A 23372-nucleotide genomic window follows, 5' to 3' on the forward strand; every position below is an offset into this window, starting at 1 on the left:
GGTTTATCCTTAAAAGGGAATGTATATGAATATGAAGAGTGTATCAAAGTTCGGCCTGTGCCTATTGAGCGCACTTGCCCTCAACGTTTACGCCCAAGACAACTGGGCAGGTAAGGACCTGAACGTATCTTTCAGTAACAAGCGTATTGACGGTTTCAACTTCAAAAATGCGAAAGCCGTCGCCCACACCACCGACTTCCGCCGTGCCACCGGTGAAGGTCCGAACTTCCAGGGCGCCAAGCTCAACGAAGTTTCCTTCCAGAATGCAGTGATTAGCGGAGCAAACTTCGAAGGTGCAGACCTTACTAAGGCGACCATCAGCGGTGCCGACATCCGCAGCTCTTCGTTCGAAGGCGCCAACATGGAAGAAGCCAACCTCTACCGTGCAACGCTTCTCGACAGTAACTTCCCGAAAGTCAACTTCAAAAACGCACGCCTCGACGCTATGAAGGTGTCCGACAACGCTGACTTCAGCAAGTCCGACCTCACCCAGGCGTCCGTGATGGATGTGGACCTTACTGCAGCCGACTTCAGCAAGGCCAACCTGACCCGTGCAAATTTCTCCCGTTCCTTGATGGCTAACAGCGACCTCCGCAAGGCCACCATCGTCAAGACGGACTTTACCGCCTGTAACCTGATTGCCGCCAACTTCAAGGGCGTTGACCTCGTTGACGTGAACTTCGCAAAAGCTGGTCTTTCTCAGGCTAACTTCAGCGGTGCAGAATTCAAGAACGTGAACCTGCAGGACGCTGACCTTTCCTTGACGACCTTCAATGACGTCGACCTTTCCAAGACTCAGCTCCAGAAGGCCAAGTTCGCCCAGTCCACCGTGAAGAACATGAAGTTCGACGGCCAGGACCTGACCGGCGTGATCTTCGACAAGGGCTCCGTCGCAAAGAACTCGTTCACGAAGGCCAAGCTTTCTAAGGCATCCTTCTACGATACCGAAGTGAGCAAGAACGCTTTCCAGAACGCAGAACTCCTGAAGGCAGTGTTCGACGGCGCCTACGTTCGCAAGAACATCTTCGACAAAGCTGACCTCACCAAGGCCAACTTCGCGAATTCCACCATCGAACGTTCCGACTTCATTCTCGCCCAGCTCGCCGGTGTAAGCTTTGCCGGTGCCAAGCTCGAAAAGGTGAACTTCACCAACGCCAACATGCAGGGCATCAAGATTGACGCCGACACCAAGATGGAAGACGTGGACTTCTCTGGAGCAAACCTCGAAGGCGCCAAGATTGAAAAGTTCACCGCCAAGAAGGTAATCTACGACAACAAGACCCAGTTCCCGTCAGGCTTTGACCCGCGTCAGTATGGTTTCACCAAGCGTGGTGAAAAGGCAGCCGACATCAAGGTCGAAGGCACAGGTTCTTCGGGCAAGAAGAAGAAAAGAAAAAAAGCCGCTGACGACGAAGAGTAGTCTAGAACCTTAACGGATTTAAGAAGCCCCGGTGAAGAACCGGGGCTTTTTTAGTGGGTTAGCAACGGGCTGCGTTATTTATGATCCATCAGCCAGTTCACAGCCTCGGAGAGGGTGTGAACCTGGACTATTTTCATGCCGGAGGTATTTTCGGGCAAACGGCCGCACGCAGGCACGACCGCCTCGGTAATTCCCAGGCGGCGGGCTTCCTTGAGCCGTTGTTCCAACAGGCTCACGGAGCGGACCTCGCCAGACAGTCCTAGCTCACCAATCACAATACACTGGCGTCCGAGCGGAATTGCGAGGTGATTGCTCGCAATGGCAAGCGCTAAGGCGAGGTCCGATGAAGTGTCGGAGACCTTCAGCCCGCCGGCAATCGACACGAACACGTCGGAGGCTCCAACGATAACCCCGCCGAACTTTTCGAGCAGGGCCAGAATAATCGTAAGACGCTTGGGGTCGATTCCGGCAGCCACACGCTGGGGCACGGCGAACGTGGTTGAACTCACAAGCGCCTGCGTTTCAAAAAGCATGGCGCGGGTGCCTTCGAGTGTACAACAGACGACGCTCCCTGGCGTCGGCGGAACGTTTTCTTGCAAGAACACGCGGCTCGGGTTTTCCACAGGCGAGAGCCCGTGCCCCGTCATCTCGAACACGCCGATTTCATCAGTTGCGCCAAAGCGATTCTTGATAGTCCGGAGAATTCGGTATTGATGATTTCGGTCGCCTTCGAAGTAAACGACGGTGTCGACCATGTGTTCCAAAATGCGCGGGCCCGCAATCTGGCCGTCCTTGGTCACATGCCCGATTAGAATAGTGATGCAGCCCGTATTCTTGGCAAAGACCATCAGGTCGAGCGTGCATTCGCGAAGCTGAGTGGCGCAGCCCGGAGTGCCCGACAAGTCGCTCTTGTAGACTGTCTGAATAGAATCTATCACGAGCACTTGCGGCTTGAGTTCCTGGGCTTGTTGCAAGATTTTTTCGAGGCTGGTTTCGCAAAGCAAAAGCATATCGGAGCCCGCGACATTCAGGCGCTCGCTACGGAGTTTGACCTGCACCGCGCTTTCTTCACCGCTTACATAAAGAGTCTTGACGCCGGCGGCTGTCATGGTGGCGAGCGTCGAAAGCACGAGCGTGGACTTACCGATTCCCGGATCGCCACCAATGAGCACCAGGGAACCTGGTGCAAGCCCGCCCCCCAGCACGCGGTCAAATTCGGCATTGGCGGAGCTCAGCCGCCGCGTATCTTCGGTCGCGACATCCTTGAGCGGCACCACCTTGTGCACCGGGCCTCCCAAGCCACGAGAGGCACGACCGCCCTCAAGAATGTTTTCGACCACATGTTCCTTGAGGCTGCTCCATGCGCCGCAGAACGGGCACTTACCCGCCCACTTAGGCGTGGTGTTGCCGCATTCGGTGCAAAGGAACTCAATTTCTTTTTTCGCTTTCGATTTGTTTAGTGCTACCATGTGCACTAATATAACAAAATGCGCCTGACACAAAATGTCAAGCGCACGTAATTGCACAAAAAAGCACTAAAGTAATTACGGAATTTTCGTCAAAGGAAAGTCAAACTGGATAGAGCGCGGGGTCGCAAATTTTTCGAAGGCGATTTCGTAACAGAAGTTCTTTTCGTCTACCGCCTTCACGATTCCTGCACCAAAGATTTTATGCACCACGCGGTCGCCTACGGCAAACTCGGCCGAAGGCGCCTTCTTTACAAGCCCAAGGCTTTCGTCGCTCAAAAATTCGCGGTCGCGATCGATGTTTGCGATGTAGGCTTTCGCGGCTTCAAGGAAATCTTCTGAAATACCGCGGGCGATGTTCAAACCGCCCATATCCATTTCAAGCAGGAATCTGGAAGGGTAACGGGTTCCGCTTTCGCCTGCAACGCCGTCTTCGGCATCGCTTAAGCAAAGTACATTCTCGGCGCGGGTAAATGCCACATAGGCCAAGCGGCGTTCTTCTTCCAGCTGGATTTTATTCTGCACGCGCTTGACCGGGAAAAAGCCCTCGTTCAAGCCGCAAACGAATACGTACGGGAATTCCAAGCCCTTCGCGTTGTGAATCGTCATGAGCTGCACGCGGTCTTTTTCCTCGGTATCTTCGTCGGTATTCGTGAACAGCACAATGTTCTGCAAGTATTCATCCAGCGAGGCGTCTTCTTCGTAGTAATTCTCGAATTCAAGAATCCCTTGCTTGAGTTCGGCCAAATTGTCCAGGCGGTCTTCGTCGCCATCGAGGCGCAGCATTTCTTCGTACTTGGTTTCGCGCAGGATTTTCGCGAGGACTTCAGAAACACACATGTCCTTGTAGCGGGAACGATACTTTTCAATCAGCTTCACGTATTCGACCACATTGCTCCGGGCCAGGAATCCCTTGCTGTCGAAATCAATCTTTTGATTTTCGTTGCCGACAGAGGAAAGTTCCGCCTGCGACGAAACATCGGCCGCCACATTGTTCAAAATGCCCGCTTCCGAGACAATTTCAAGCAGAGCCTCGTAAAGCCCGACTCCGCGGGCATCGGCAAAGGCCTGCAAGGTTGCAATTTTCTTCGGGCCGAACTGGCGCTTGGGCGTATTCACCGTACGTATGAACGACAAATCGTCGGCGTACACCAGCATTCGCAAGTAGCAAATGACATCCTTGATTTCTTTCCTCTGGTAAAAGCCTACCCCACTGTAAACCTTGTAAGGAATATTTTCGGCCATCAATGCTTCTTCTACAGAACGCGATTGCGAGTGCATGCGGTAAAGTACCGCGATATCCTTGTAATGCACGCCGCCTGCGCTTTGCACGGCATTCTGGATTTGTTCCACAATCCACTTAGCTTCTTCGCGGGTGTTCTTGGCATGGTAAAAGACTGGCGTCTTGCCGCCAACCCTTTGTGGCCTCAAGATTTTTTCAATTCGGAACTTGTTGTTCTTGATGACCGCATCCGGCACCTTCAAGATGCTGGGTGTGGAGCGGTAATTGTTTTGCAGCAAAATCGTCTTGGTGTTTTCGTGGGTCTTATCAAATTCCAGAATGCGGTTGACATCGGCGCCGCGCCAACCGTAAATAGTCTGGTCCGGATCACCCACCACAAAAAGGTTCTTGTGGTAGCTCGCCAGCAAATCCGCCAGCTGGTACTGCTGACCGTCGATATCCTGGTATTCGTCGACCATGATGTACATCATGCGCTTGCGCCACTTGTCGAGCTGTTCCGGAAAATTTTCGAGAATGTACAGCGTCGAAAGAATCAGGTCGTCAAAGTCCAGCGCGTAATTCTTTTTCTGTTCGTAAAGGTAGCGGTAATAAACCCGCATCCACTTGTCATCGGCAGCATCCGAAAGCGCAAGCAAGTGGTCTTTAGTGGTCATGCCCTCTGACGGCAGTTCCGCAAAAAGCGAGACGTAATTGATGTCGGCCGCCTTTCGGCCCCCAATGTAGTCGATGACGCTGCTGATTTTCAAATCCTTAAGCGAGTAGCCTAAATCGGCGTAGGCCTTGTGCAAAAGGGACTTCTGGTCGTCTTCGTCCAGAATCATGAATTCTTTCGGGTAATTCAGCACATGGATTTCTTCGCGCAAGAATCGCACGCAAAAACCGTGAAACGTAGAAATGTAGCCGCTGTCGTCGCCGCCCAACACCGTACGGATGCGCTTTTTCATTTCGTTCGCAGCCTTGTTGGTAAAAGTGACACAAAGGATGTTCGACGGCGAAATGCCCATCTCTTTCACCAGGTACAGGTAACGCTGGGTCAGCGTCCGGGTCTTGCCGGACCCAGCCCCCGCCACCACGCGCACAAAGCCCTCGGTGGTTTCCACCGCTTGTCGTTGTTCCAAATCCATATTTTCTAGGGCCATGTGCACCTCGTTACATAGTGAACATTTGTTTTACTGCACAAAAATATAGTATTTTTAGAACAATAGTGTTATAGCCCCCTGAAATCTAAGCACAAGAAATAGCTACAATCAGGGCCAAAATCAAAAAGAACATCACTTTTTTTAGAAATTCAAGTATATTTTAAGCAAATACTCAAGGTGTATATGGGAGCAAGGTTCTTTTTGACTTTCGCCTTAACGGCGATTCAGGCGTTCGGCGCCGTGTATTATGTGGCGACCGACGGTAGCGACAATGCGGCAGGCACAAAGGACAAGCCTTTCGCGACGCTCAATAAGGCGAACACCGTGGTGCGCGCGGGTGATACCGTCTGGGTTCGCGGCGGCATCTACGACCTGCACGATACCGTTTTTTTCGCGCGGTACAAGATGACTGCGGCAATTCTCCTGACGGCAAGCGGCGAGAGCGATGACAAACGCATCCATTACCTGGCCTACCCGGGCGAGCGTCCGATTTTTGACGGCGCGAACCTCCCCGTGGCTGCTGGCGGGGAACACAGCGACGGCACGCCCGAGGGCGCGATGTACACCTCGCCCATCGTGATTTCGGCAAAGTACCTGCACCTGAAGGGTTTCGAGGTGCGCAACACGCCCATGAAACACAACTCGAATTCCGGCGTTTTCCTTTACGCGAGCAAGCACATTTTTTTGGAGCAGATTGATAGCCACCATAATGCGGGCCCCGGATTCTTCGCGAACGACGGCGCGGCAGACGGCGGCGGACACATCTTCTTGAACTGCGATGCCCACGACAACTACGATCCTTTGGGCTGGCAGGGCGACGGCGAAAATGCCGACGGCTTCGGCGCGCATTACCAGAAACCCGGCGAGGGCGATACCACGAAGTTCATCGGGTGCCGCGCCTGGTGGAACAGCGACGACGGCTTCGACTTCATCAACCAGGAATTCCCCGTGGTGCTGGAAAACTGCTACGCCATGGGGAACGGCTACAGCGACTACGGACTTGGCAATCCGAAGAACGGCAACGGGCACGGCATCAAGATGGGCGAAAGTACCCTCGGCGGCGGGCGCCATACCATCAAGTTCTGCGCCGCCTGGAAAAACAAGACGACGGGCTTTTACGCGAACTACACCGGCGTGGGCAGCAAGTGGCTCAACAATACGTCGTACATGAACAAGGACCGCGAATTTGCCATGGCATCGACGCTCTTCGATTCTGAAGGGAACCGCATTGCCGAGGTGGCTCCGCTCACCGGCGACAACGCCCACGTGCTCAAGAACAACATTGCCTTCCCGAACAAGAATTCGCAAGTCGGGGAGTGCTGGGAGTATATACCGAGCCAGGGCATCGACCATTACGTGGAATGCCCCGCCGGCGAGAACAACACCTGGAACCTGAATCTCGACCTGACGGTCGACGATTTTGAAAGTCTTGACGACCCGAGCATGACCGTGACCGGCAAGGACCTCTCGACGATTCCGGGAATCCTGGGCCCGCGTAATGCCGACGGCAGCTTGCCCGATGTGGATTTCTTGAAACTCAAGAAGGGGAGCCGCGCCCTAGAATTAGGTTTGGGAGCGTTCAATTATAGCGGTTCTGCGACTCCGATCATCAAGAAATTCCGGAATTCAACGAAACCGCTTACAGCGCCAAGCGATCCTGCAAAAATGTTCGATTTGCAAGGCCGTTACTTGGGGCCTTTCAAGCCGGGCAAAGCGTCCCGTTATTTCATAACAAAGTAACAAAAATCACCTCCCGATTGCGTTTTCACGCCTTTGTAAGTAAACCGAAACAAAAAAGAAGTCTCTAACTCGTTGACAGACAACGATTTAGGCCCTCTATTCCGCAGAAATCCAAGACCAAATTCTGCGTATTTTCTATACTTGGAATCAAGTTGATCAGGAGACCGACGACATTTCTAGGAACAGCCGCCTTCGCCACGGCTGTTGTTGGCGCCATTGCCCTTGGCGTCTGGTTCCTGCATGCGCTTGCGGAACGGTTCCTGTCGACTCCGCACACCATCGCGGGCATTACGATTAGCCCTCACGGGCACCGTATGGACGACCTGCTGACCCACCATTTCGATTCAATCCGCGTTTCGATGGACGGCACCGATATCAAGGTGGCCAACCCGAATTTGGAAATCACCCTGCTGGGCGAACCCAAGGGCATTCGACTCGCCATGGATTCGGTGATTGCAGACTTCGATGTTTCCAAGGATAAAGACGAGAAGAAGCCGAAGAAAACCGACAGCATTCCCAAATTCCCGGAAAAACTGAAAATTCACATTCCGGCACAAATCGATGTCAAGGAGGCGCGCGTTAACCTTTCGGACGGCAAGAGCTGGCAGGCAAGCAATATTTCCGTGGAAAGCCGCGGACAAAAAGCGCTCACGCTCAGCGCACGAAACATCAACGGCGACTACATTTCGGCACCAGCAAGCGTTAACCTGAACGCAGACTTCAGCAGCGACGACTTGAAGATTGACGGCAAGATCAAGACGAAGAAAGATTCTATCGCCTTGAATGTCGAAGCCCCCAAGGACAACCTCGGGAAAATCAAGACAAGTACTGACCTGACCATCACCAATCCCGAAGACTGGATTCCGGTGGAGCTACCGCCGGCAGTGCCCGAACTCGGCAAGGTCAAGGTGTCCGCAACCGCAAACGTAGACCTGCAAAAGAACCGCACCTCTTACGACGCAACGATTGAAACGAGAGTCGGAGCCTTCTGGCCGCTGCTTGCCGAAAACGTGACCGTAAACCTTTCGGGCGACATGGAAAACATCGATGCCGATGTGGTTCTCAGGAACGACGAAGGCGGAACTATCGTACTGAACGGAAACGTCGATAAAGAAAGGAACGTGTTCTTCACGGGGCGCATCGACCGCATGAATGCGATGTTCGGTCCGCAGATGATGCCGCTCGACATGGAAATCAAATCGGGCGAACTGATCGACAACGAGCTGACCGTTTCAATCGAAACCCGACACGGATCACTTGTCGACGCAGAAGTTCATCTCAAGGATTCGCTTTCACTCACCTTTACCGGTGACATTTCCCCTTACGAACCGTGGGCATTAGACTGGACGCAAGGCAACCTGACCTTGGGCGACCGAACAAAAGCGTACGGTTCGTTTGATGGACATTACCTGAAAATACTCGCCAAAGTCAATGCGATTGAAAACGCCTACCACATAACGGCAGACTCTCTGCAGGTGACGCTCGCCATCAACAAGAAGGGAATCGACTTTACGAACGGTGTCATTTACACTCCGAACGAAACTTTCGATTTCGACGGCGATGTCAAGTGGAACGACGAACACCCGCATACCTCCTGGAACGTAAGGCAGCAACACGGCGGCAGCGCAAGCGCATACGTTCACATCGGAGATTCGATTGCGCTTGACGTTCAGGCCGACAAGGTGGTTTTCGAGACGATTCCGTTCTCTGACATAAAACTCGGACGAAACATTCGAGGAAAGGTGAGCGGCGAATGGCACCACGACTTTGACAACCAATTCGGATTCATGGACGTGTCCGTAGACGGCGACCTGGACGCATTCAAAGTTGGACTTGAAACATCGATTCGTGCAAACGGCGACACGCTATTCATTGACAACTTCAGGGCAATCCATAACCGAAACTCCGTGACCGCAACGACCGTATTCGTGTTGCCTAACGATTCGAACCCGGACTTCAAGCCTACTACCTTCTTGCCTGTAGAAGTGTTGTTCGCCAACATTTCATCGCACGACTTCAGTATTCCGCTACTGCTTGAAAGCTTTAACGACAGCACACTCACTTCGGGCATGCTGAATGGTGATCTCACCTACAACCAAGGTAACAAGCTCATTGGAAACTTAAGCTTTGCAGACATCAAGTTCCGAAAGATTCCGCCCGACCTGTTCAACATTCGAAAACTGAACGTGTTTGCCGAAAACGACAAGGTCGAACTGAACGCTTACCTGGACATTGGCGGCGGCGGCTGGACAGGCAATACGCAGGTGATTATCAACAACGTGTTTAGCGGCAAGCGTCACGTCAGTTTCTCGCACGGTAGCGACAACGGCGGCACGGTTTGGGCAGAAGGCTTTATCGACAACGACCTGTTGTTCAAAGGCACTGTAGACGCAAACGGTTCCTGGTTCATTCCGGGAACGGTCAGCGAAATCAAGAATACCGACTTGCATGTGGACATTGCAGCCAACTTGCGGAAGGGCCTTGCCGGAATTACCGCGGACATGAGTCTGGATTCGACCGTTTACGAACCACCCAGAACCAAAGTGCAGTTCCCGATTTACATGCGCGGCCATGTGGAAAACGGGCTCTTGAACATTTACGAAGCGAGAACCAAGAACGAAAACGACGAAGTCATTTCGGGAACACTGCAGTTCAACCTCGACAGCATGAAGATCGATTCTATCAATGTGCATTCCGACCGTTACTCGATCAAGACCGAATCGCATTACCTTGTACTTGAAGACATCAATTCTACCATGACCGACAGCGAAGAAGAACTGCTGGTGACGGCAAACATTCCGAAAATTTCTTACAAGTTCAACAACATAATTTACGGCGACGCCGAAGCCATTGCCCGTGGAAACATCGGCTTTGCAATTCCGCACCGCCAAGAAGGCATTATCAAGAACAGCACCATTACCGGAAATATCATGATTGACAAGATGGTGTTCTACCGCGATTTCGATATTGACATTACGCCGGCAGCTCTCGACAAGTACCTGACCATGTTCAACAACTTTGTCGCCAAGATGCGCAAGAGCGGCGCCCAAGAAGAAAAAATATCAGTTTCGAGCCCCATCAACCTTTCAATGCACATTAGCGACTCGCAGCGAGATTCTATCGCTATCGTGACACCGTTTGCAACATTCCCGCTGACAGTCGACATCTGGGTTTTGGGTAACACGGTTCGCCCGCTATTGCGCGGTGACATAACGAATACGAACAGTGGATTTATTGGAGTCAAGGATATCTATGAATTCGACCTGAATTCGTTCATGATTTCTTGGAACGATGTTCCCTGGCAAAAGGGCGTTGTCGACGTGACCAGTAGCCAGGAGCTCCCCTACTGCTCAGCAGAATCAAACGAGACCGATAAAGAAACATGCCCGATTAACCTAGACTTGCAGGGAACCATTTCGAATTTGCAGGCGGTACCGTCGTCTAACTGCGGTACCGACGCCTCGGCAGCATCGATTTACTACAACATTTTGCTTGGTTGTATCGCAAACGACAACGGCGAAGAAGCCGACTGGAACAAGCTTGCAGGCAAGGCAATCGGTAAAGTGATTTCGACTACAGCGAACAAGACCTTGGGCGGCGATTACATTGGCGATATTGAAATGAAGGTGATGTTCTTTGAAAACAATACCACCGGCGATAAAGACTCCAGCTACTTCAAGATTCCGATTTCGCTGGACCGTTGGGTTAAGGACTTGAGTTTGATCTTTGGTTACACGCAAGACCAAAGCGTAAGCCCCACTTACGACCAGTCGTTCCAATTCGGCATCAACTACACGTTGCCCGTGTTCCAAGAAGAAATTTACTCGCACGAAAACCATCTGTCGCCGACTTTGTACTTGAACGGCATGCTGACCTCTAAGCAGTACTTGACCAATACCGGCGCCGGAAGCAACGACCGACTCGAAAAAGACATCGGTATCAACTATATGTACCGATTCTGGAATCCGTGTATTCTTGGCCTTGGACGATGCGAAGCCATAGAATCGCCCTCTAAGCAAAAGGAGGATTCAAAATGAAAAAGATCCTATTCCTTCTTTTAGCATTCGCCTTCGTATGCCTAGCCGCCGATGACGACAAACACCCGTGGTACGTAAATATCAAGGGTAACAAGGCCTTCTCGACTTTCCAGCTTGAAGAACAACTTGACATTCCCGAAGAATTCGGCAAGATGGATACGACCAAGCAAGACTTCATGATGCGACTTTCGCTGGAAAACATCAAGGCGCTCTACTATTCTCGCGGTTATTACAGTCTCGATTTGTCGATGGATATCCAGCGCGACATCATTTCGGCAGACAGCAGCATTCGCGGCTACTTTATTACCATTCGCGACGGCGAGCGTTACCGTTTTAGCGGTGTCAAGCTGATAGTTCCCGAAGATCGCAGGGTCGAAATTGACGAAACAAAATTGAATATCGCCCAAGACCATCTTTACAATCAAGACGACATTGCCGAAGACCTGGAAGACATTCAAAAGGCTTACCGCCGCGAAGGCTACCTGCATTCAACGCTTTCTTCGATCGAAATGATTGACACGACGCACAAAAAGATTCTGGTGCAGATTACCGTTGACCCAGGCGCAAAAGTCATGATGGGAAATATCGCCTCTTCTAGCCGACGCACAAAAGACAGGCGTAACCCGAATGCTGTCATTTCGGAAACGGGCCTTACGGATACGGCATGGCTTTCTAACCTCTGGCGCATTCCCGAAGGCGAAATCATTGACGGTAACCAGTACTATACCTTTAGAAACAAGCTTTTCTCGACCCAGCTGTTTACGCAAATCAAGATGAGCGATTCGCTCAGGGAAGACGGCCTTTCGGACGTTTACCTGAACGTAACCGAGCGCATGCCCGGAGAAACCCGCTACGGATTCTTCTTCGAAGAAATCTACGGATTCGGAGCGCTCGCCTCAGCAAAGCACAAGAACTTCTTTGGGCATTTCCACGAATTTTCGACAAGTGCCCAAATTGCACAGCATAAGCAAGAAGCTTCTGTCGGTTACGCAAACCCGCTCTTGTTCGGGACCTCCTTCAGCTTTATTCCGACGGCAATCCGATTTGAAGACCGCATCACGTTAAACCACGAAAAAATTAACCCGCCGGCATACCCCGACAGTTTGGAAGAACGTTACGAAATCATCAACCGCGCAGACTTGACCTTCGGTATTACCAAGCGCATTCGTTTCCGCGGGACATTCGATACCCGTTACGTGAACAAGAACGAAGACAAGCTCTTCAAACTGAAAGGCGAAACGGCGCTCACCTTTGACTACACCGACGACTACTTCAACCCGACAAAGGGTATACGACTTGCCCCCACATTCGGTGCGGGTTCTAACTGGAAGGCCGACCTTCAAAACCCAGGCATGGTGGGCGACCCCTACACCTATGGCGAAATGACAATTAACCTTTACCACCCGCTATTCTGGACTTTTTACGGAGCCGTCAGCGGAAGCGTCGGTAGATTCTTTGCCAAGGCCCTTGAAGACGATGCTAGAATCTTTTACCAGGGCGGTACGCGTTCTGTGCGCGGTTACCGATTCCGCAGTATTTACGCAAGCTACGACAGCACTTACACCGTGCGCGACGAAGAAACCGGCGAAGAAGAATCCGTCACCGACATTCACACGGGCCTTACGCCGCTCTACTTTAGATTCAACCAAGAAGTGCGCTGGACATTCCCGTGGAAGTCTTGGCAGCGCTGGCAGATTGTGCAGTTCTACGATTGGGCCCGCGTAACCGACAGCGAAAGCGGCAAGTACGCCGCCGAAGAAGACGAAAGTTTGGGACTCGGCATCCGTTACCGATGGCAGTTCCTTACATTCCGCCTAGATTACGCCTTCAAGAAAGATTTGAGCAACTGGAATCTGGAACACTTTGCTTCCGGCCGATTCGCCTTCGACCTGTCGCAGACATTCTAGGCGGCAGAGCCGCGATGTGGAATGTGGGATGTGAGATGAGAAATGTTTAATTACTCATTACACATTTCACATTAGTCATTTACTAGACACTACGTCGCGATATAATTTCGCGAGGTCCGCTTTTTCGGGCACGACATTTGCTTTGATTCCGGCGGCAGCGAGAGCTGTGCGGATTTGCTCTAACGATGCGGCAGAGTCCACTTTGAAAGTCGCCGATTCGCCGGCAAGGTCCGCCACTCGACCGCTCTTAAGGACTCGCCCGCGGTCGATGATGGCAAAATCGGTCGCTTCTTCTTCCATTTCGGCCAAAATATGCGAACAAACGATAGCGGTACCGCCTTCATTTTTGCGCCAGTCAGCAAGCAGACTCCACACGGATTCACGTGCCATCGGATCCAGGTTTGCCACCGGTTCATCCAGAATCAAAAGGCGCGGGCTCGGAGCCATGGCACGCAGCAATTGCACCTTCTGGCGGTTACCCAGCGAAAGCTTGCCCATGCGGGTTGCAGGATCCGGCAACTCTAGCTTTTGCGAAAGCGACTTGATGCGTTCGCGGGCAGCAGATTCATTCCACGCAGGGTTGCGCGCCGCATAAAAGCCCTCGAAATAATCCACGTATTCCGCAATCGAAAGTTTCGGGTAAATTCCCGGATTTTCAAGCAAAATTCCGCAAGCAAGAGGATCCAAGAATCCGTTCTTGCCGCGCATGGTGTCTGCAATTTCAAGAATTCCCGAAAAGCCAGCAAATCGCCCGCACAAGAGTCTCAAAAGCGTCGTCTTTCCCGCCCCATTCGGGCCAAGCAACGCAAAGAAACTCCCCTCGGGAATTTCAAGCTTTACCGAGTCAAGCGCCTTTTCCGACGCGCCGGGATAAGTAAACGAAACACCTTGGACCTTAATCGCAAACATGAGGCTAAATATAGAAAACGAAAAGTGGCCCGCCCACGCGAACCACTTTTTCAATATCTTGCGCCAAAGGCGCCATTATTTTACTCAAAGGACCGAAGGTCCGCGCTCACGCCTCAAAGGAAGCGTAGCGACCGAGCTCATAGCCCAAGTAATTTTGCTCCGCAAAATTACTTGTACAGCGGGTGCTTCTTGCAGAGTTCGACAATTTCCTGACGGATCTTGGCGAGAGCGGCATCGTCGTCCTTGGCCTTGATGCAGCGGTCGATGATGCGGGTCACTTCGCGGGTATCTTCTTCGTCAAAGCCACGGGTCGTGATAGCGGCAGTGCCAAGGCGAACACCGGACGGGTCCATCGGCTTGCGCGGATCGAACGGGATGGTAGAACGGCTGCAGGAGATGCCGACCTTTTCCATGGCCACTTCGGCTTCCTTACCGGAAACGCCCTTGGAGGTCATGTCCACCACGATGAGGTGGTTGTCGGTACCGCCACTAATAACCCTGTAACCGAGCTTCTGCATTTCATCGGACATAGCCTGAGCGTTCTTGATGACGTTCTTCGCGTAGGTCTGGAATTCCGGCTGGAGAGCTTCGAGGAATGCAACGGCCTTACCGGCGTTGATGTGGTCGTGCGGACCACCCTGCATGCCCGGGAACACGCCCTTGTCGATTTCCTTGGCGAGGGAAACTTCCTTGAGTTCGCCCTTCACCATCTTCTGGATGGTGCGGTCCTTGCACATGATGATAGCGGAACGCGGGCCACGGAGAGTCTTGTGGGTCGTGGTCGTCACGATGTCGAAGTACGGCACCGGAGATTCGATAGCCTTACCGGCAATGAGACCGGCAATGTGAGAAATGTCAGCCATGGTGAGCGCGCCCACTTCGTCGGCGATTTCCTTGAAGCGCTTCCAGTCGAGGTTGCGGCTGTAGGCAGAGAAACCGGCGAGGATCATCTTCGGCTTTTCGCGGAGGGCGATTTCGCGGACCTTGTCCATGTCGATGCGGCCCGTTTCCTTGTCGACTTCGTACTGCACGAAGTTGTAGAGCATGCCGGAGAAGTTCACCGGATGGCCGTGAGAAAGGTGTCCACCGTGGTCGAGCTTGAGGCCGAGGACCTTGTCGCCCGGTTTGAGGACGGCGAAATAGACAGCGGCATTGGCCGGAGAACCGGACAGCGGCTGGATGTTCACATGGTCGCAACCAAAGAGCTTCTTGCAACGTTCGATGGCCAATGCTTCCATCTTGTCGATCACTTCGTTACCACCGTAGTAGCGCTTGCCCACGTAGCCTTCGCTGTACTTGTTGGTCAGCACGGAGCCCATGGCTTCCATGACGGCCTTGGAGGTGTAGTTTTCGGAAGCGATGAGTTCGATGCCATATTCCTGGCGTTCGGCTTCTTCCTGGATGATGTTGTAGATTTCCGGATCGGTCTGTTGCAGTGTAGATTTGAGCATTTAGCTACTCCTTGATTTGTACGCGCCAAATATAGCTTTTTAGACGAGAGACCCAAGACGAGATATACGATACTTGGTGCTTTTTAAGCACCTTAGTAGAGTTATCCTCTATGAGGAGACGAAAGATTTTTCTTAAAACAAGCTTAAAGGGGCATTATTTGGGGGGAAGAATCCCCCTGCTTGCAGCCCCGGCATATGTGCACGGCCTTCGCGATGTTGTTACCCGCTCAAGGAGCGACCGATCGGCTTTACAGCCTCTCTCTCGCAATCGCCCTCGCTTAACGCTTGGGGCTTATTGCTCACAGACGGAAAATTCCGTGGCTCATTCGCTTGGTAAATACATTCGCTTCGGCTTGCACGTCATTGCGAGGAGCAAAGCGACGAAGCAATCCATAGCCGGGTCTTCCAGCACCCCCTCGAACGGGCGCTCAATCGCCGCGCTAGAGCCTGCCCCGGACGTGTTCCGGGGTAACGCCCTGGCTGCAAATGCCCACGGCTCCAGAAATGAGCCGTGTGGAATGAATTGCTCACTGTCTTGCCGCACTTGATGCGGCACCTCCTTTCCCCGCCCGCGTCATGCCGATGGAAATCGGCATCAGCTTTTCATGTCCAAAAAAAAGCGCTCCGGCTCAGCCTGCTCCGCACGCAGACAAATTACGGCCTTCGGCCTTTACTGTCCGCTTAGCGGCCAGGCATTCGCCGCCGCTTTCCCCAAAGCCCTGTTTATTTGTTAAACTTTTTTGAATGATTAATTAGGGATTAATAATCCTTTGTGCAACGGATGGACAAACCGTCTATTTTTTTTGAACCAGCACTTCTATCCATACGATCAGAAGCAACCGTAACAGCATTACCATATGATGCAGTCGAATCTCTCTCTAGACTGCCATGATAATCTCCCGGAATCCAATGAATCGCATATTCATCAAAATCCGTATACATAACATAATTCTCTGGAGTATTTGTCCTTTGTGTTCTAAGCATTCCTGCCGGTAAAAGAGAGAATCCTCGCTGATTGGACCCCCACAAAACTGCACCCAAATACGAAGCACCATCTCTGGAGCCACTGCCCTTCATAACCATAGCCCATTCTTCCTCATTCATCACATGCCAGCCTTCCGGACAAATTCCCTGATGCATTACATAGTTGAACTTGTTTTGAAAGTAAGGAATCTTACTTTTCATCAGGTCATACTCCACCGGGCACTTCGCGGAGCCTATGGCAAAACTGTCACAAGCCGCAGGAAAGTTCATCACCGCGGCCCAGGTATAAAGGCCACCGAAGCCATTATCACAATACCAGGGGTCATCATCGTAGCAGAACTTGGTAGAATCCGTCATCTGGGTGCCCCCAGGAATCATCTTGCCATAATTCAAGTTCTGAGCAAAATAGGTTATGGAATCTAAAATTTCATAACCGAGCTCATAGCTAATGGTCTTGTACACCTGGCCGTCACGGGGGTCCGTAAATTCCCCGTAGCTGTAGTCATTCTCGCTTACAAAAAGACGGCTCATGTCGTAATACTTGCTACTAGAAGACGGTTCTGTGGAACTAGATGACACCGGAATCCAGAAGCCATCGGTACAAATACACCAGCTTTGTTCCTGCGAAATATAGGCTTCAACACCCTCTTTTTCACTCGTACAAGTTTTATACCGAGACGAGCTACTAGACCCATTTTGTCCGTTGTTAGAACTTGACGAGACCGTTTTTCCTTCACTACTATTCGGCTGCACCGAAGAAGATGATTTTTTTTGCGAGCTATTCGAATCAAGCTTTACAGAGCTAGAAGACCTCGAACTGAGCGCAACAGAAGACGAAGAACCGTCGGCCGGGTCCGGCGCTGGAGCGGAGCTACCAGACTCATCGCCACATGCAATGAAAATACACGCAAAGACAAGCGCAAATACTAACCGACCAAAAATGGATTGCTTCGCCCTTACAGGGCTCGCAATGACGTTTGTAAAAATCTTCACAGAACCTCCAGTAACCTCAAACGTTTCTGCCAAATTTAGTTAAATGTCACAAGAATTGAAAATACCGACCCCATGGATCGGCTTTAGATTTTTTAACCTAGCATAAAATGCTATTTCAAGGCTAGCATTGCCGCAATCACGCTATCCGGCACGTTCTGCGAACGCAAGTAGTCGGCCCGTTTGGTGTCGCGAGCTGCATTGTCAGCATCGTTCTTTTCGCGCTCCTGTTCCGCGCCCTTCAGGAAGGCTTCGGCTTCGAGAGCTTCGTATTCATGACGGTCGAACATGTTTGCCTCCAGTGCTTTCAAAAGTTCAGGGTTCATGCGGCTTACGCGCAGGCGGTCAAGTGCATTCGCAAAGATCGGGTCTTCCGTTTCGGGAACCTGGAGCGGTCCTCTCGAAATGAGCCGGAGCCAGAAATCTTCGCGGGTTTTCACGCCCTTGCGCAACTGCAAAAAGTTGGGCAGGTCTACTACAATATATCTATTTTTTCGCGAAATGGGAAGGGCGTTCCCCGACTTGACTTCGTATTCGCTATAGGTGGACCATACGTCCTTATAGATTTCCTTCGACCGGAGTACCGGATTGTTGCAAAGCCAAATGGATACCGTTTCCGGAAGCTCGTAGTAACGGTACTTGCGTTCCTCTTCCGGCAGGTCCAGGAAATAGTCAGAACGGTTAAACTCGTACTTGCCGCGCAGTGTGAGGTACGAATTGTAGAGTTGCATACGGTCGAAAAAGAAGGCATGAACCTTGTTTTGCATCTCGATATTCATGTAGCGATTATCTCTGGTGTGTACCCAGACGTCGAGGCGTGCGGGGTCGTTTTCGGGCATAAAGATGTCGATGGGCTTTTCGAATTCGTATTCGAGGTCGATGATTTCATGGTCATGGTCCAGCTGGAGCAGGCTGTTGAGCACATCGCGGATCGTGTCCTTGTCGTCCATCAGGATGCGGAAGGTTGCCGCGTATTTGGGCAGCAGGAATTCTTCGCCCTGTTCGTTCGTGACGATGTATTTTTTTGTTGAATGATTGGTATTGTCTGACATGTGTTTCCCTTCGTGTTAAGTTATGGAACACTCCCTATTACCTAACACGCCATTTTGGGGCGTTCGAATACCAATTTCCCGAAAAATTTATTTCTTTTTACGTTTACAGCAGGTTCCTATCTGCACAAACAGAAGGGAACAACTCTTTTTTCTATATTATCCACGCAATGCCTATTATTTTGTTCATTCTCTTTTTTGTACCTCTTGCAGCCTTTGCCCAGGACACTCCCGGCGCATTCAAGATTGATTCTATCCGCTACAATATCGGCGACGCTTTTGACGATTCCAGGTACCATACCAAGTACGACAAGTGGGCGCTTGACCTTTTAAACTGGATTCATATTGAAACCCGCGAATCGACGGTCAAGAAGTTGCTCCTTTTTAGCGAAGGCGACGTGGTGACCGACGTCCAGGTGCAAGATGCAGAGCGGTTCCTGCGCACGCAGCGCTACCTTTCGGATGCAAGCATCAAGATTTCGAACGAAGACGGCAAGAATATCGCCACCGTAAAAACCAGCGACAACTGGACGCTCGCCGTCCCGACTACTTTCGGCTTTTCGGGCAGCCAGTGGACTTACGACAATTTGAACTGGGGCATCGGCGTCCAAGAAAGCAACTTCCTTGGCCTCGGACAAAAGCTCGGTTTCTACTTCGGGCACGACGAGTTCCGCGACATGTGGCAGGTTGAATACGGCGATCCGCACTTTTTGTTCCGCTATAACCACCTGGACTTTCTCTACAGCTACAATACCGATGGCTACCTCGCCTACGGAAAGATGTACATTCCGTTTCTCAGCCGCAGCCAAAACCAGTGGGCCTACATCATCGAAGGCTTAAAGAACAAGCGCGACGCCTATTTTTATGGTAGCGGAGAACTGCCGCCAGGCGCCACCATGTACGATGCCCAAAAGAAATACGGAGACAAACCCATCTACAATCACGAGAAAGCCCTGCAAGACTCGTTCCCGCTGTATAACGGCAACAAAACCGTAAAACTCATGACCGTCAAGGAATTTATCGACGACTCGCTCAGCTTTAGAATCAGCCGTTCGTTCGGGGGCACCTTGCGCAAACTCTATGTGGGCGCCACCTACGACTACCACTACACCACCGCAAGCGAAGGCAAGCTTTACCGCTACGTATTCACCGACGGCGACACCACCTATGCCATCGATTCCGCCACCGCGGTCAACGAATGGCTCCCCGAACAGAAAGATTCCCGTCTCGGCATGTACCTGATGTTTTCAAACATCCGCTACGAAAAAATCAGGAATTTCCACAACGCCAAGTGGACCGAAGACATCGAAAAAGGTTACTCGCTCAAGGCGCAAATTTCAAAGAACTACGAACAGCTAGGCGCCGCGGACAACGATATTCGACTTGACTTCTGGGCCGACCTGATGCTCGGATACTCCATGCACCACCTCACGCTCAAATCCGAAATGAACTTCTACCTGGACCATGGCGAGCAGCACGACTACTACGGCAAACTTTCGGGCGAATACATTTTCCACCCGAACGAAAAATTCTCGATGGCACTCACAGGCCTGGTAGACTTTTACGAAGACGCCCGCTACGGCAAGCAGCTAACCTTAGGCGGCGTAAACGGATTCGCCGGGTTCCCCACCGGATTCTACGCCGGGCAGGCCCGCGTATTCGCGAACCTGGAACAGCGCTACTTTACCGACTTTGAAATTGCAACGCTCATGCCCGTATTCGCCATCTTCGAAAGCGTCGGCGAAACCGCCTGGGACCTTTGGGATATCAACCGCAAGGACTTGGTTTACCTCGTGGGCTTCGGCATGCGTTTTGCGCAGACCAAGTCGATTAGCAGGCTCGTGAACAAAGTCGATGTGAGTTTCCCGCTGAACGGCGTGCGCAAGGGCGAACCCCACTACTCCATCATCACGACTTACAACCTGTAGTCAGGCAACCTTATTCAGCAGTCAAAAGTGTGATTTTTCGCAAAAAATCGCATTTTTTTTATGGAAACCTGTCCTTTCGACCTATTTTTTCGTATTTTAAGGGTTATGAATTTCGTTTCTAAAATTTTAAGTATTGCAGCCATTGCAGCGGTTGCGCCTTTTGCGCAGCTTGCTCCGGAACCCCAGATGGCCGACGTGAAGTTGATGCAGGATTCTACCACCAACCAGCCCATGAAGATGGACTTTTCTAAGCCGCTTTCGGGCATTAGCGATCCGGGGATTCTGTTCAGCCAGTTTGCAAACAGGCCTCTTTTGATCTATTACTTTAGCCCCAAGTGCCCGCACTGCCAGCGCCACATTTCCGAAATCCAGGACCTGGTCAAGGAATACGAGCCCAAGGGTTTAACCGGCATCGCCATTGGTCTCGGCGGCGGCATCAAGAAAAACGACATCCGTCTGTTTATCGACCAGTTCCACGTAGCAATCCCCGTATTCCAGGATAGCGACTACAAGTTCGGCCCCGCTTACGGCACCGGCTACATTCCGGTCGTGTACGTAGTGCAAAAAGACGGGACCTTCTACCGCTACGAAACTTTGAACGAAGCGAACATGAACCACATGCGCGCCACGCTCAATAAGATGTTTAAGTAGAATTCTGAATTCAGAGTTCAGAATTCAGAGTTATTATAAATCTAACGCCAACTAATATAATTGCGGCGTAGCCGCCTAGCTAAACAATCCGAAATCCGAATTCCGAATTCCGAATTATTTAGAACATTTTGCGCGTGTTCTTCTTGGCGGGGCCATTACCGCTGCTGCTCGGCTTGGGGGCTGTACTTGCACCCTTGTTGCTGAAGAGCGTTGCGTCGTCGGCAGACTTGGTCTTGACTTCGAAATGGTTACCGTCGCAGACTTCGGTCGGAGCGTAGCCCGCCGTGTACAGGCAGTAGGTCTTTTCGGAGCAGAATTCGCCGGCAATCTTACCCGTATGGTTGCAAATGCCCTTGCTTACGACACCGCTCGGAACCGGGAACGGCTTACGCGGCAAGTCCTTGTGCAATTGCTTCATGGTCGCAATCCATACCGGCAAGGCGTCTTCGGTTCCTGTGTGGCCAGCACCTAAAGTACCCGGGCTGTCGGAGCCGACCCACACGCCCATCGTATATTGCTTGGTAAAGCCAATGTACCAGCAGTCGGTATAGTCGTTGGTGGTACCGGTCTTACCGCCACTCGGATGCGTAAATCCGTTCGCCCACACGCGGGCGGCCGTACCGCGGATGTTCACGTCCTTGAGCATGTCGACCATCAAGTAGGCCGAAGCCGGGCGCAACACTTCGTGTTCGACCTTGGAATTCTTTTCGATGACTTCGCCGTTGCGGTCCACAATGGATTCGATCATGTAAGGTTCGATTCGGTTACCGCCGTTGGGGAACACGGTATAGGCAGACGTCATTTCCATAAGGGTTGCACCCACGGAACCCAGAGCAAGGCTAGGCACGGCCATGAGCGGGGCGCGAACGATACCGAACTTGCGGGCGTAGTTCACCACGTTGTTCAGGCCGTACTTCATACCCGTCAAAATAGCCGGCAAGTTCTTGGACTTGTAAAGGGCACGGCGGAGCGTCATCATGCCTTCGAAGTCGTGTTCGAAGTTCGCCGGGCGCCAAACCTTGTTCTTGTCCTTGTCGTCCGGGTCGGGAATGCTCACCGGCTGGTCGTTCACCGAGTCGCAAGGGCTTGCGCCGTTATCCATGGCTGTCGAATACACAATCGGCTTGAACGACGAGCCGGGCTGACGCAGGGACTGCACCGCACGGTTCCAGCGGGACTGGTTAAAGTCGGAACCGCCCACCATGGCGCGTATTGCACCCGATTCATTTTCAATCAAGATTGCCGCAATTTCAGGATGGTGATAAAGGATAGAATCCGGGAAGCGGCGCTTGTCGGCAGGGCGCTTCAAGTCGTCGGCCAGGTATTCCTTCTTAAAGAGCGTGTAGACGCTATCGAAGTGAGCGACCACGCTATCTTCGGGCATGTTATACTTTTTAGTCAGGTACAGGCGGCGGGTAGCGCGGTACTTGACGCGGCGGCGGACCTTTTCGACCTGCACACGGGCAACGCTATCGGCGAATGCCTGAATGTCCGGGTCAATCGTCGAGTTGATCGAGACACCGTCGGCATACAGAGAGTTTTCGCCGTACTTCTTTTCCATATACTTGCGGATTTCTTCGTAGAAGTACAGGCCCGATTCGTTCGAAGTTTCCTTTTCGGCAAGCGTAATCGGGGTCTTGATATATTCGTGGTATTCGTCGTCGTTAATGTAGCCGGCATCGCGCATGGCATAAAGCACCGTATTACGGCGTTCGAATGCGGCTTCGGGGTGACGGTCCGGGCGGTAAGCTTCCGGGCGCTGCAACATACCGGCCAAAACAGCAAGTTCCGGAATCGTAAGGCTATCGAGCGGACGGCCGAAGTAGAACTTACCTGCCGCCTGGAAACCGTAGTTACCGCCAGCCAGGTACACTTCGTTCATGTAGAATTCAAGGATTTCTTCTTTAGTATAAGTCTGTTCGATGCGGATAGCCGTCATCATTTCCTTGATCTTACGCGAAATCGTACGTTCCGGCGTGAGGAACAGGAGCTTAGTCAGCTGCTGGGTCAAGGTAGATGCACCACGGAGTTTTTTGCCCGACAAGGCGCTTTCCATAACGGCAGACGGAATTGCCCACACGTTCATGCCCCAGTGGCTATAAAAGGCTCGATCTTCGGTGGCCATCACGGCGTGGATCGCATTTTCGGGAATCGAATCGAAGCTCGTCCATTCGCGGCGTTCCACGAAATATTCGTGGGCAATCTTTCCGTTCATGTCGTAAATGTTCGTGACAAGTCTCGGATTGATCTGCTCGAGCTGCGAAAGCGAAGGCAGTTCCGGCGAAAAGTGATTGTAGACCGCAAGCACGGCGATAAAGGCCGCAAGCACGGGTACCGCAAAAATGATCAGCCACTTGACCACCCTGCGGTCAGTAAACCAGCCCTTCAAAATATTCAGAACCGAAAGTAATACGGGTTTGACTTTATCCATGGTCCAATACCGTTAAAAAATTTGGCC

At 51.9% G+C, this 23372-nt stretch carries 13 protein-coding genes; 6 read left to right on the top strand and 7 right to left on the bottom strand.

Going from position 1 to position 23372, the window contains the following annotated elements; genetic code table 11:
* Positions 1-25 precede the first annotated feature (25 nt).
* Positions 26-1420, top strand: coding sequence for a pentapeptide repeat-containing protein (locus BUC02_RS02220; protein ID WP_083564345.1), 1395 nt, complete (start codon positions 26-28; stop codon positions 1418-1420).
* Positions 1421-1494: 74 nt separating this feature from the next.
* On the opposite strand, the gene radA is transcribed toward BUC02_RS02220, so the two are convergent.
* Both radA and BUC02_RS02230 read right to left on the bottom strand, forming a co-directional pair.
* A complete protein-coding gene (gene radA / locus BUC02_RS02225) occupies positions 1495-2889 on the bottom strand; it encodes a DNA repair protein RadA (protein ID WP_073318043.1) in 1395 nt (464 codons plus the stop codon).
* Between the two features lie 75 nt (positions 2890-2964).
* Positions 2965-5268, bottom strand: coding sequence for an ATP-dependent helicase (locus BUC02_RS02230; protein ID WP_073318046.1), 2304 nt, complete (start codon positions 5266-5268; stop codon positions 2965-2967).
* Positions 5269-5451: 183 nt separating this feature from the next.
* On the opposite strand from BUC02_RS02230, the gene BUC02_RS02235 reads away from it, so the two are divergent.
* From BUC02_RS02235 to BUC02_RS02245, 3 genes are all read left to right on the top strand, one after another.
* Positions 5452-7008: a right-handed parallel beta-helix repeat-containing protein gene (locus BUC02_RS02235; protein ID WP_073318051.1), complete on the top strand. Its 1557-nt coding sequence runs from the start codon at positions 5452-5454 to the stop codon at positions 7006-7008.
* A 152-nt stretch (positions 7009-7160) separates the two neighbouring features.
* Positions 7161-11045 carry a translocation/assembly module TamB domain-containing protein gene (locus tag BUC02_RS02240; RefSeq protein ID WP_073318055.1) on the top strand — a complete coding sequence of 1295 codons (3885 nt, stop codon included), beginning with the start codon at positions 7161-7163 and terminating at the stop codon, positions 11043-11045.
* A complete protein-coding gene (locus BUC02_RS02245; protein ID WP_073318058.1) occupies positions 11042-12952 on the top strand; it encodes a BamA/TamA family outer membrane protein in 1911 nt (636 codons plus the stop codon). Before BUC02_RS02240 ends, BUC02_RS02245 begins: the two co-directional genes overlap by 4 nt.
* Positions 12953-13027: 75 nt before the next feature.
* Here the strand turns inward: BUC02_RS02245 and BUC02_RS02250 are convergent, their stop codons facing one another.
* The 4 genes from BUC02_RS02250 to BUC02_RS02270 all read right to left on the bottom strand — a co-directional run bounded on the left by BUC02_RS02250 (position 13028) and on the right by BUC02_RS02270 (position 18338).
* A complete protein-coding gene (locus tag BUC02_RS02250) occupies positions 13028-13915 on the bottom strand; it encodes an ABC transporter ATP-binding protein (RefSeq protein WP_254794060.1) in 888 nt (295 codons plus the stop codon).
* Positions 13916-14028: 113 nt separating this feature from the next.
* Positions 14029-15312 carry a serine hydroxymethyltransferase gene (gene glyA / locus BUC02_RS02255; protein WP_073318062.1) on the bottom strand — a complete coding sequence of 428 codons (1284 nt, stop codon included), beginning with the start codon at positions 15310-15312 and terminating at the stop codon, positions 14029-14031.
* 759 nt (positions 15313-16071) lie between these two features.
* Complete coding sequence (locus BUC02_RS15805) at positions 16072-17289, bottom strand: FISUMP domain-containing protein (RefSeq protein ID WP_139260981.1); 1218 nt, start codon at positions 17287-17289, stop codon at positions 16072-16074.
* 110 nt (positions 17290-17399) lie between these two features.
* Entirely contained in the window at positions 17400-18338 is a 939-nt protein-coding gene (locus BUC02_RS02270; RefSeq protein ID WP_073318074.1) for a PD-(D/E)XK nuclease family transposase, read from the bottom strand.
* A gap of 167 nt (positions 18339-18505) precedes the next feature.
* Between BUC02_RS02270 and BUC02_RS02275 the strand changes: the two genes are divergently transcribed.
* Both BUC02_RS02275 and BUC02_RS02280 read left to right on the top strand, forming a co-directional pair.
* A complete protein-coding gene (locus BUC02_RS02275) occupies positions 18506-20263 on the top strand; it encodes a BamA/TamA family outer membrane protein (protein ID WP_073318077.1) in 1758 nt (585 codons plus the stop codon).
* Positions 20264-20368: 105 nt separating this feature from the next.
* A complete protein-coding gene (locus tag BUC02_RS02280) occupies positions 20369-20914 on the top strand; it encodes a TlpA disulfide reductase family protein (protein WP_073058136.1) in 546 nt (181 codons plus the stop codon).
* A 118-nt stretch (positions 20915-21032) separates the two neighbouring features.
* Here the strand turns inward: BUC02_RS02280 and BUC02_RS02285 are convergent, their stop codons facing one another.
* Positions 21033-23345: a penicillin-binding protein 1A gene (locus BUC02_RS02285; protein ID WP_073318080.1), complete on the bottom strand. Its 2313-nt coding sequence runs from the start codon at positions 23343-23345 to the stop codon at positions 21033-21035.
* Positions 23346-23372: the final 27 nt, after the last annotated feature.

The organism is Fibrobacter sp. UWOV1 (genome assembly GCF_900142495.1).
Classification (GTDB): Bacteria; Fibrobacterota; Fibrobacteria; order Fibrobacterales; family Fibrobacteraceae; genus Fibrobacter.

Bases quoted from the DNA above. Each gene is read 5' to 3' on its own strand.
- BUC02_RS02235 (WP_073318051.1), top strand. From the start codon at position 5,452: ATGGGAGCAAGGTTCTTTTTGACTTTCGCCTTAACGGCGATTCAGGCG.
- radA (WP_073318043.1), bottom strand. From the start codon at position 2,889: ATGGTAGCACTAAACAAATCGAAAGCGAAAAAAGAAATTGAGTTCCTT.
- BUC02_RS02285 (WP_073318080.1), bottom strand. From the start codon at position 23,345: ATGGATAAAGTCAAACCCGTATTACTTTCGGTTCTGAATATTTTGAAG.
- BUC02_RS02245 (WP_073318058.1), top strand. From the start codon at position 11,042: ATGAAAAAGATCCTATTCCTTCTTTTAGCATTCGCCTTCGTATGCCTA.
- glyA (WP_073318062.1), bottom strand. From the start codon at position 15,312: ATGCTCAAATCTACACTGCAACAGACCGATCCGGAAATCTACAACATC.
- BUC02_RS02230 (WP_073318046.1), bottom strand. From the start codon at position 5,268: ATGGCCCTAGAAAATATGGATTTGGAACAACGACAAGCGGTGGAAACC.
- BUC02_RS02270 (WP_073318074.1), bottom strand. From the start codon at position 18,338: ATGTCAGACAATACCAATCATTCAACAAAAAAATACATCGTCACGAAC.
- BUC02_RS02275 (WP_073318077.1), top strand. From the start codon at position 18,506: ATGCCTATTATTTTGTTCATTCTCTTTTTTGTACCTCTTGCAGCCTTT.
- BUC02_RS02220 (WP_083564345.1), top strand. From the start codon at position 26: ATGAATATGAAGAGTGTATCAAAGTTCGGCCTGTGCCTATTGAGCGCA.
- BUC02_RS02280 (WP_073058136.1), top strand. From the start codon at position 20,369: ATGAATTTCGTTTCTAAAATTTTAAGTATTGCAGCCATTGCAGCGGTT.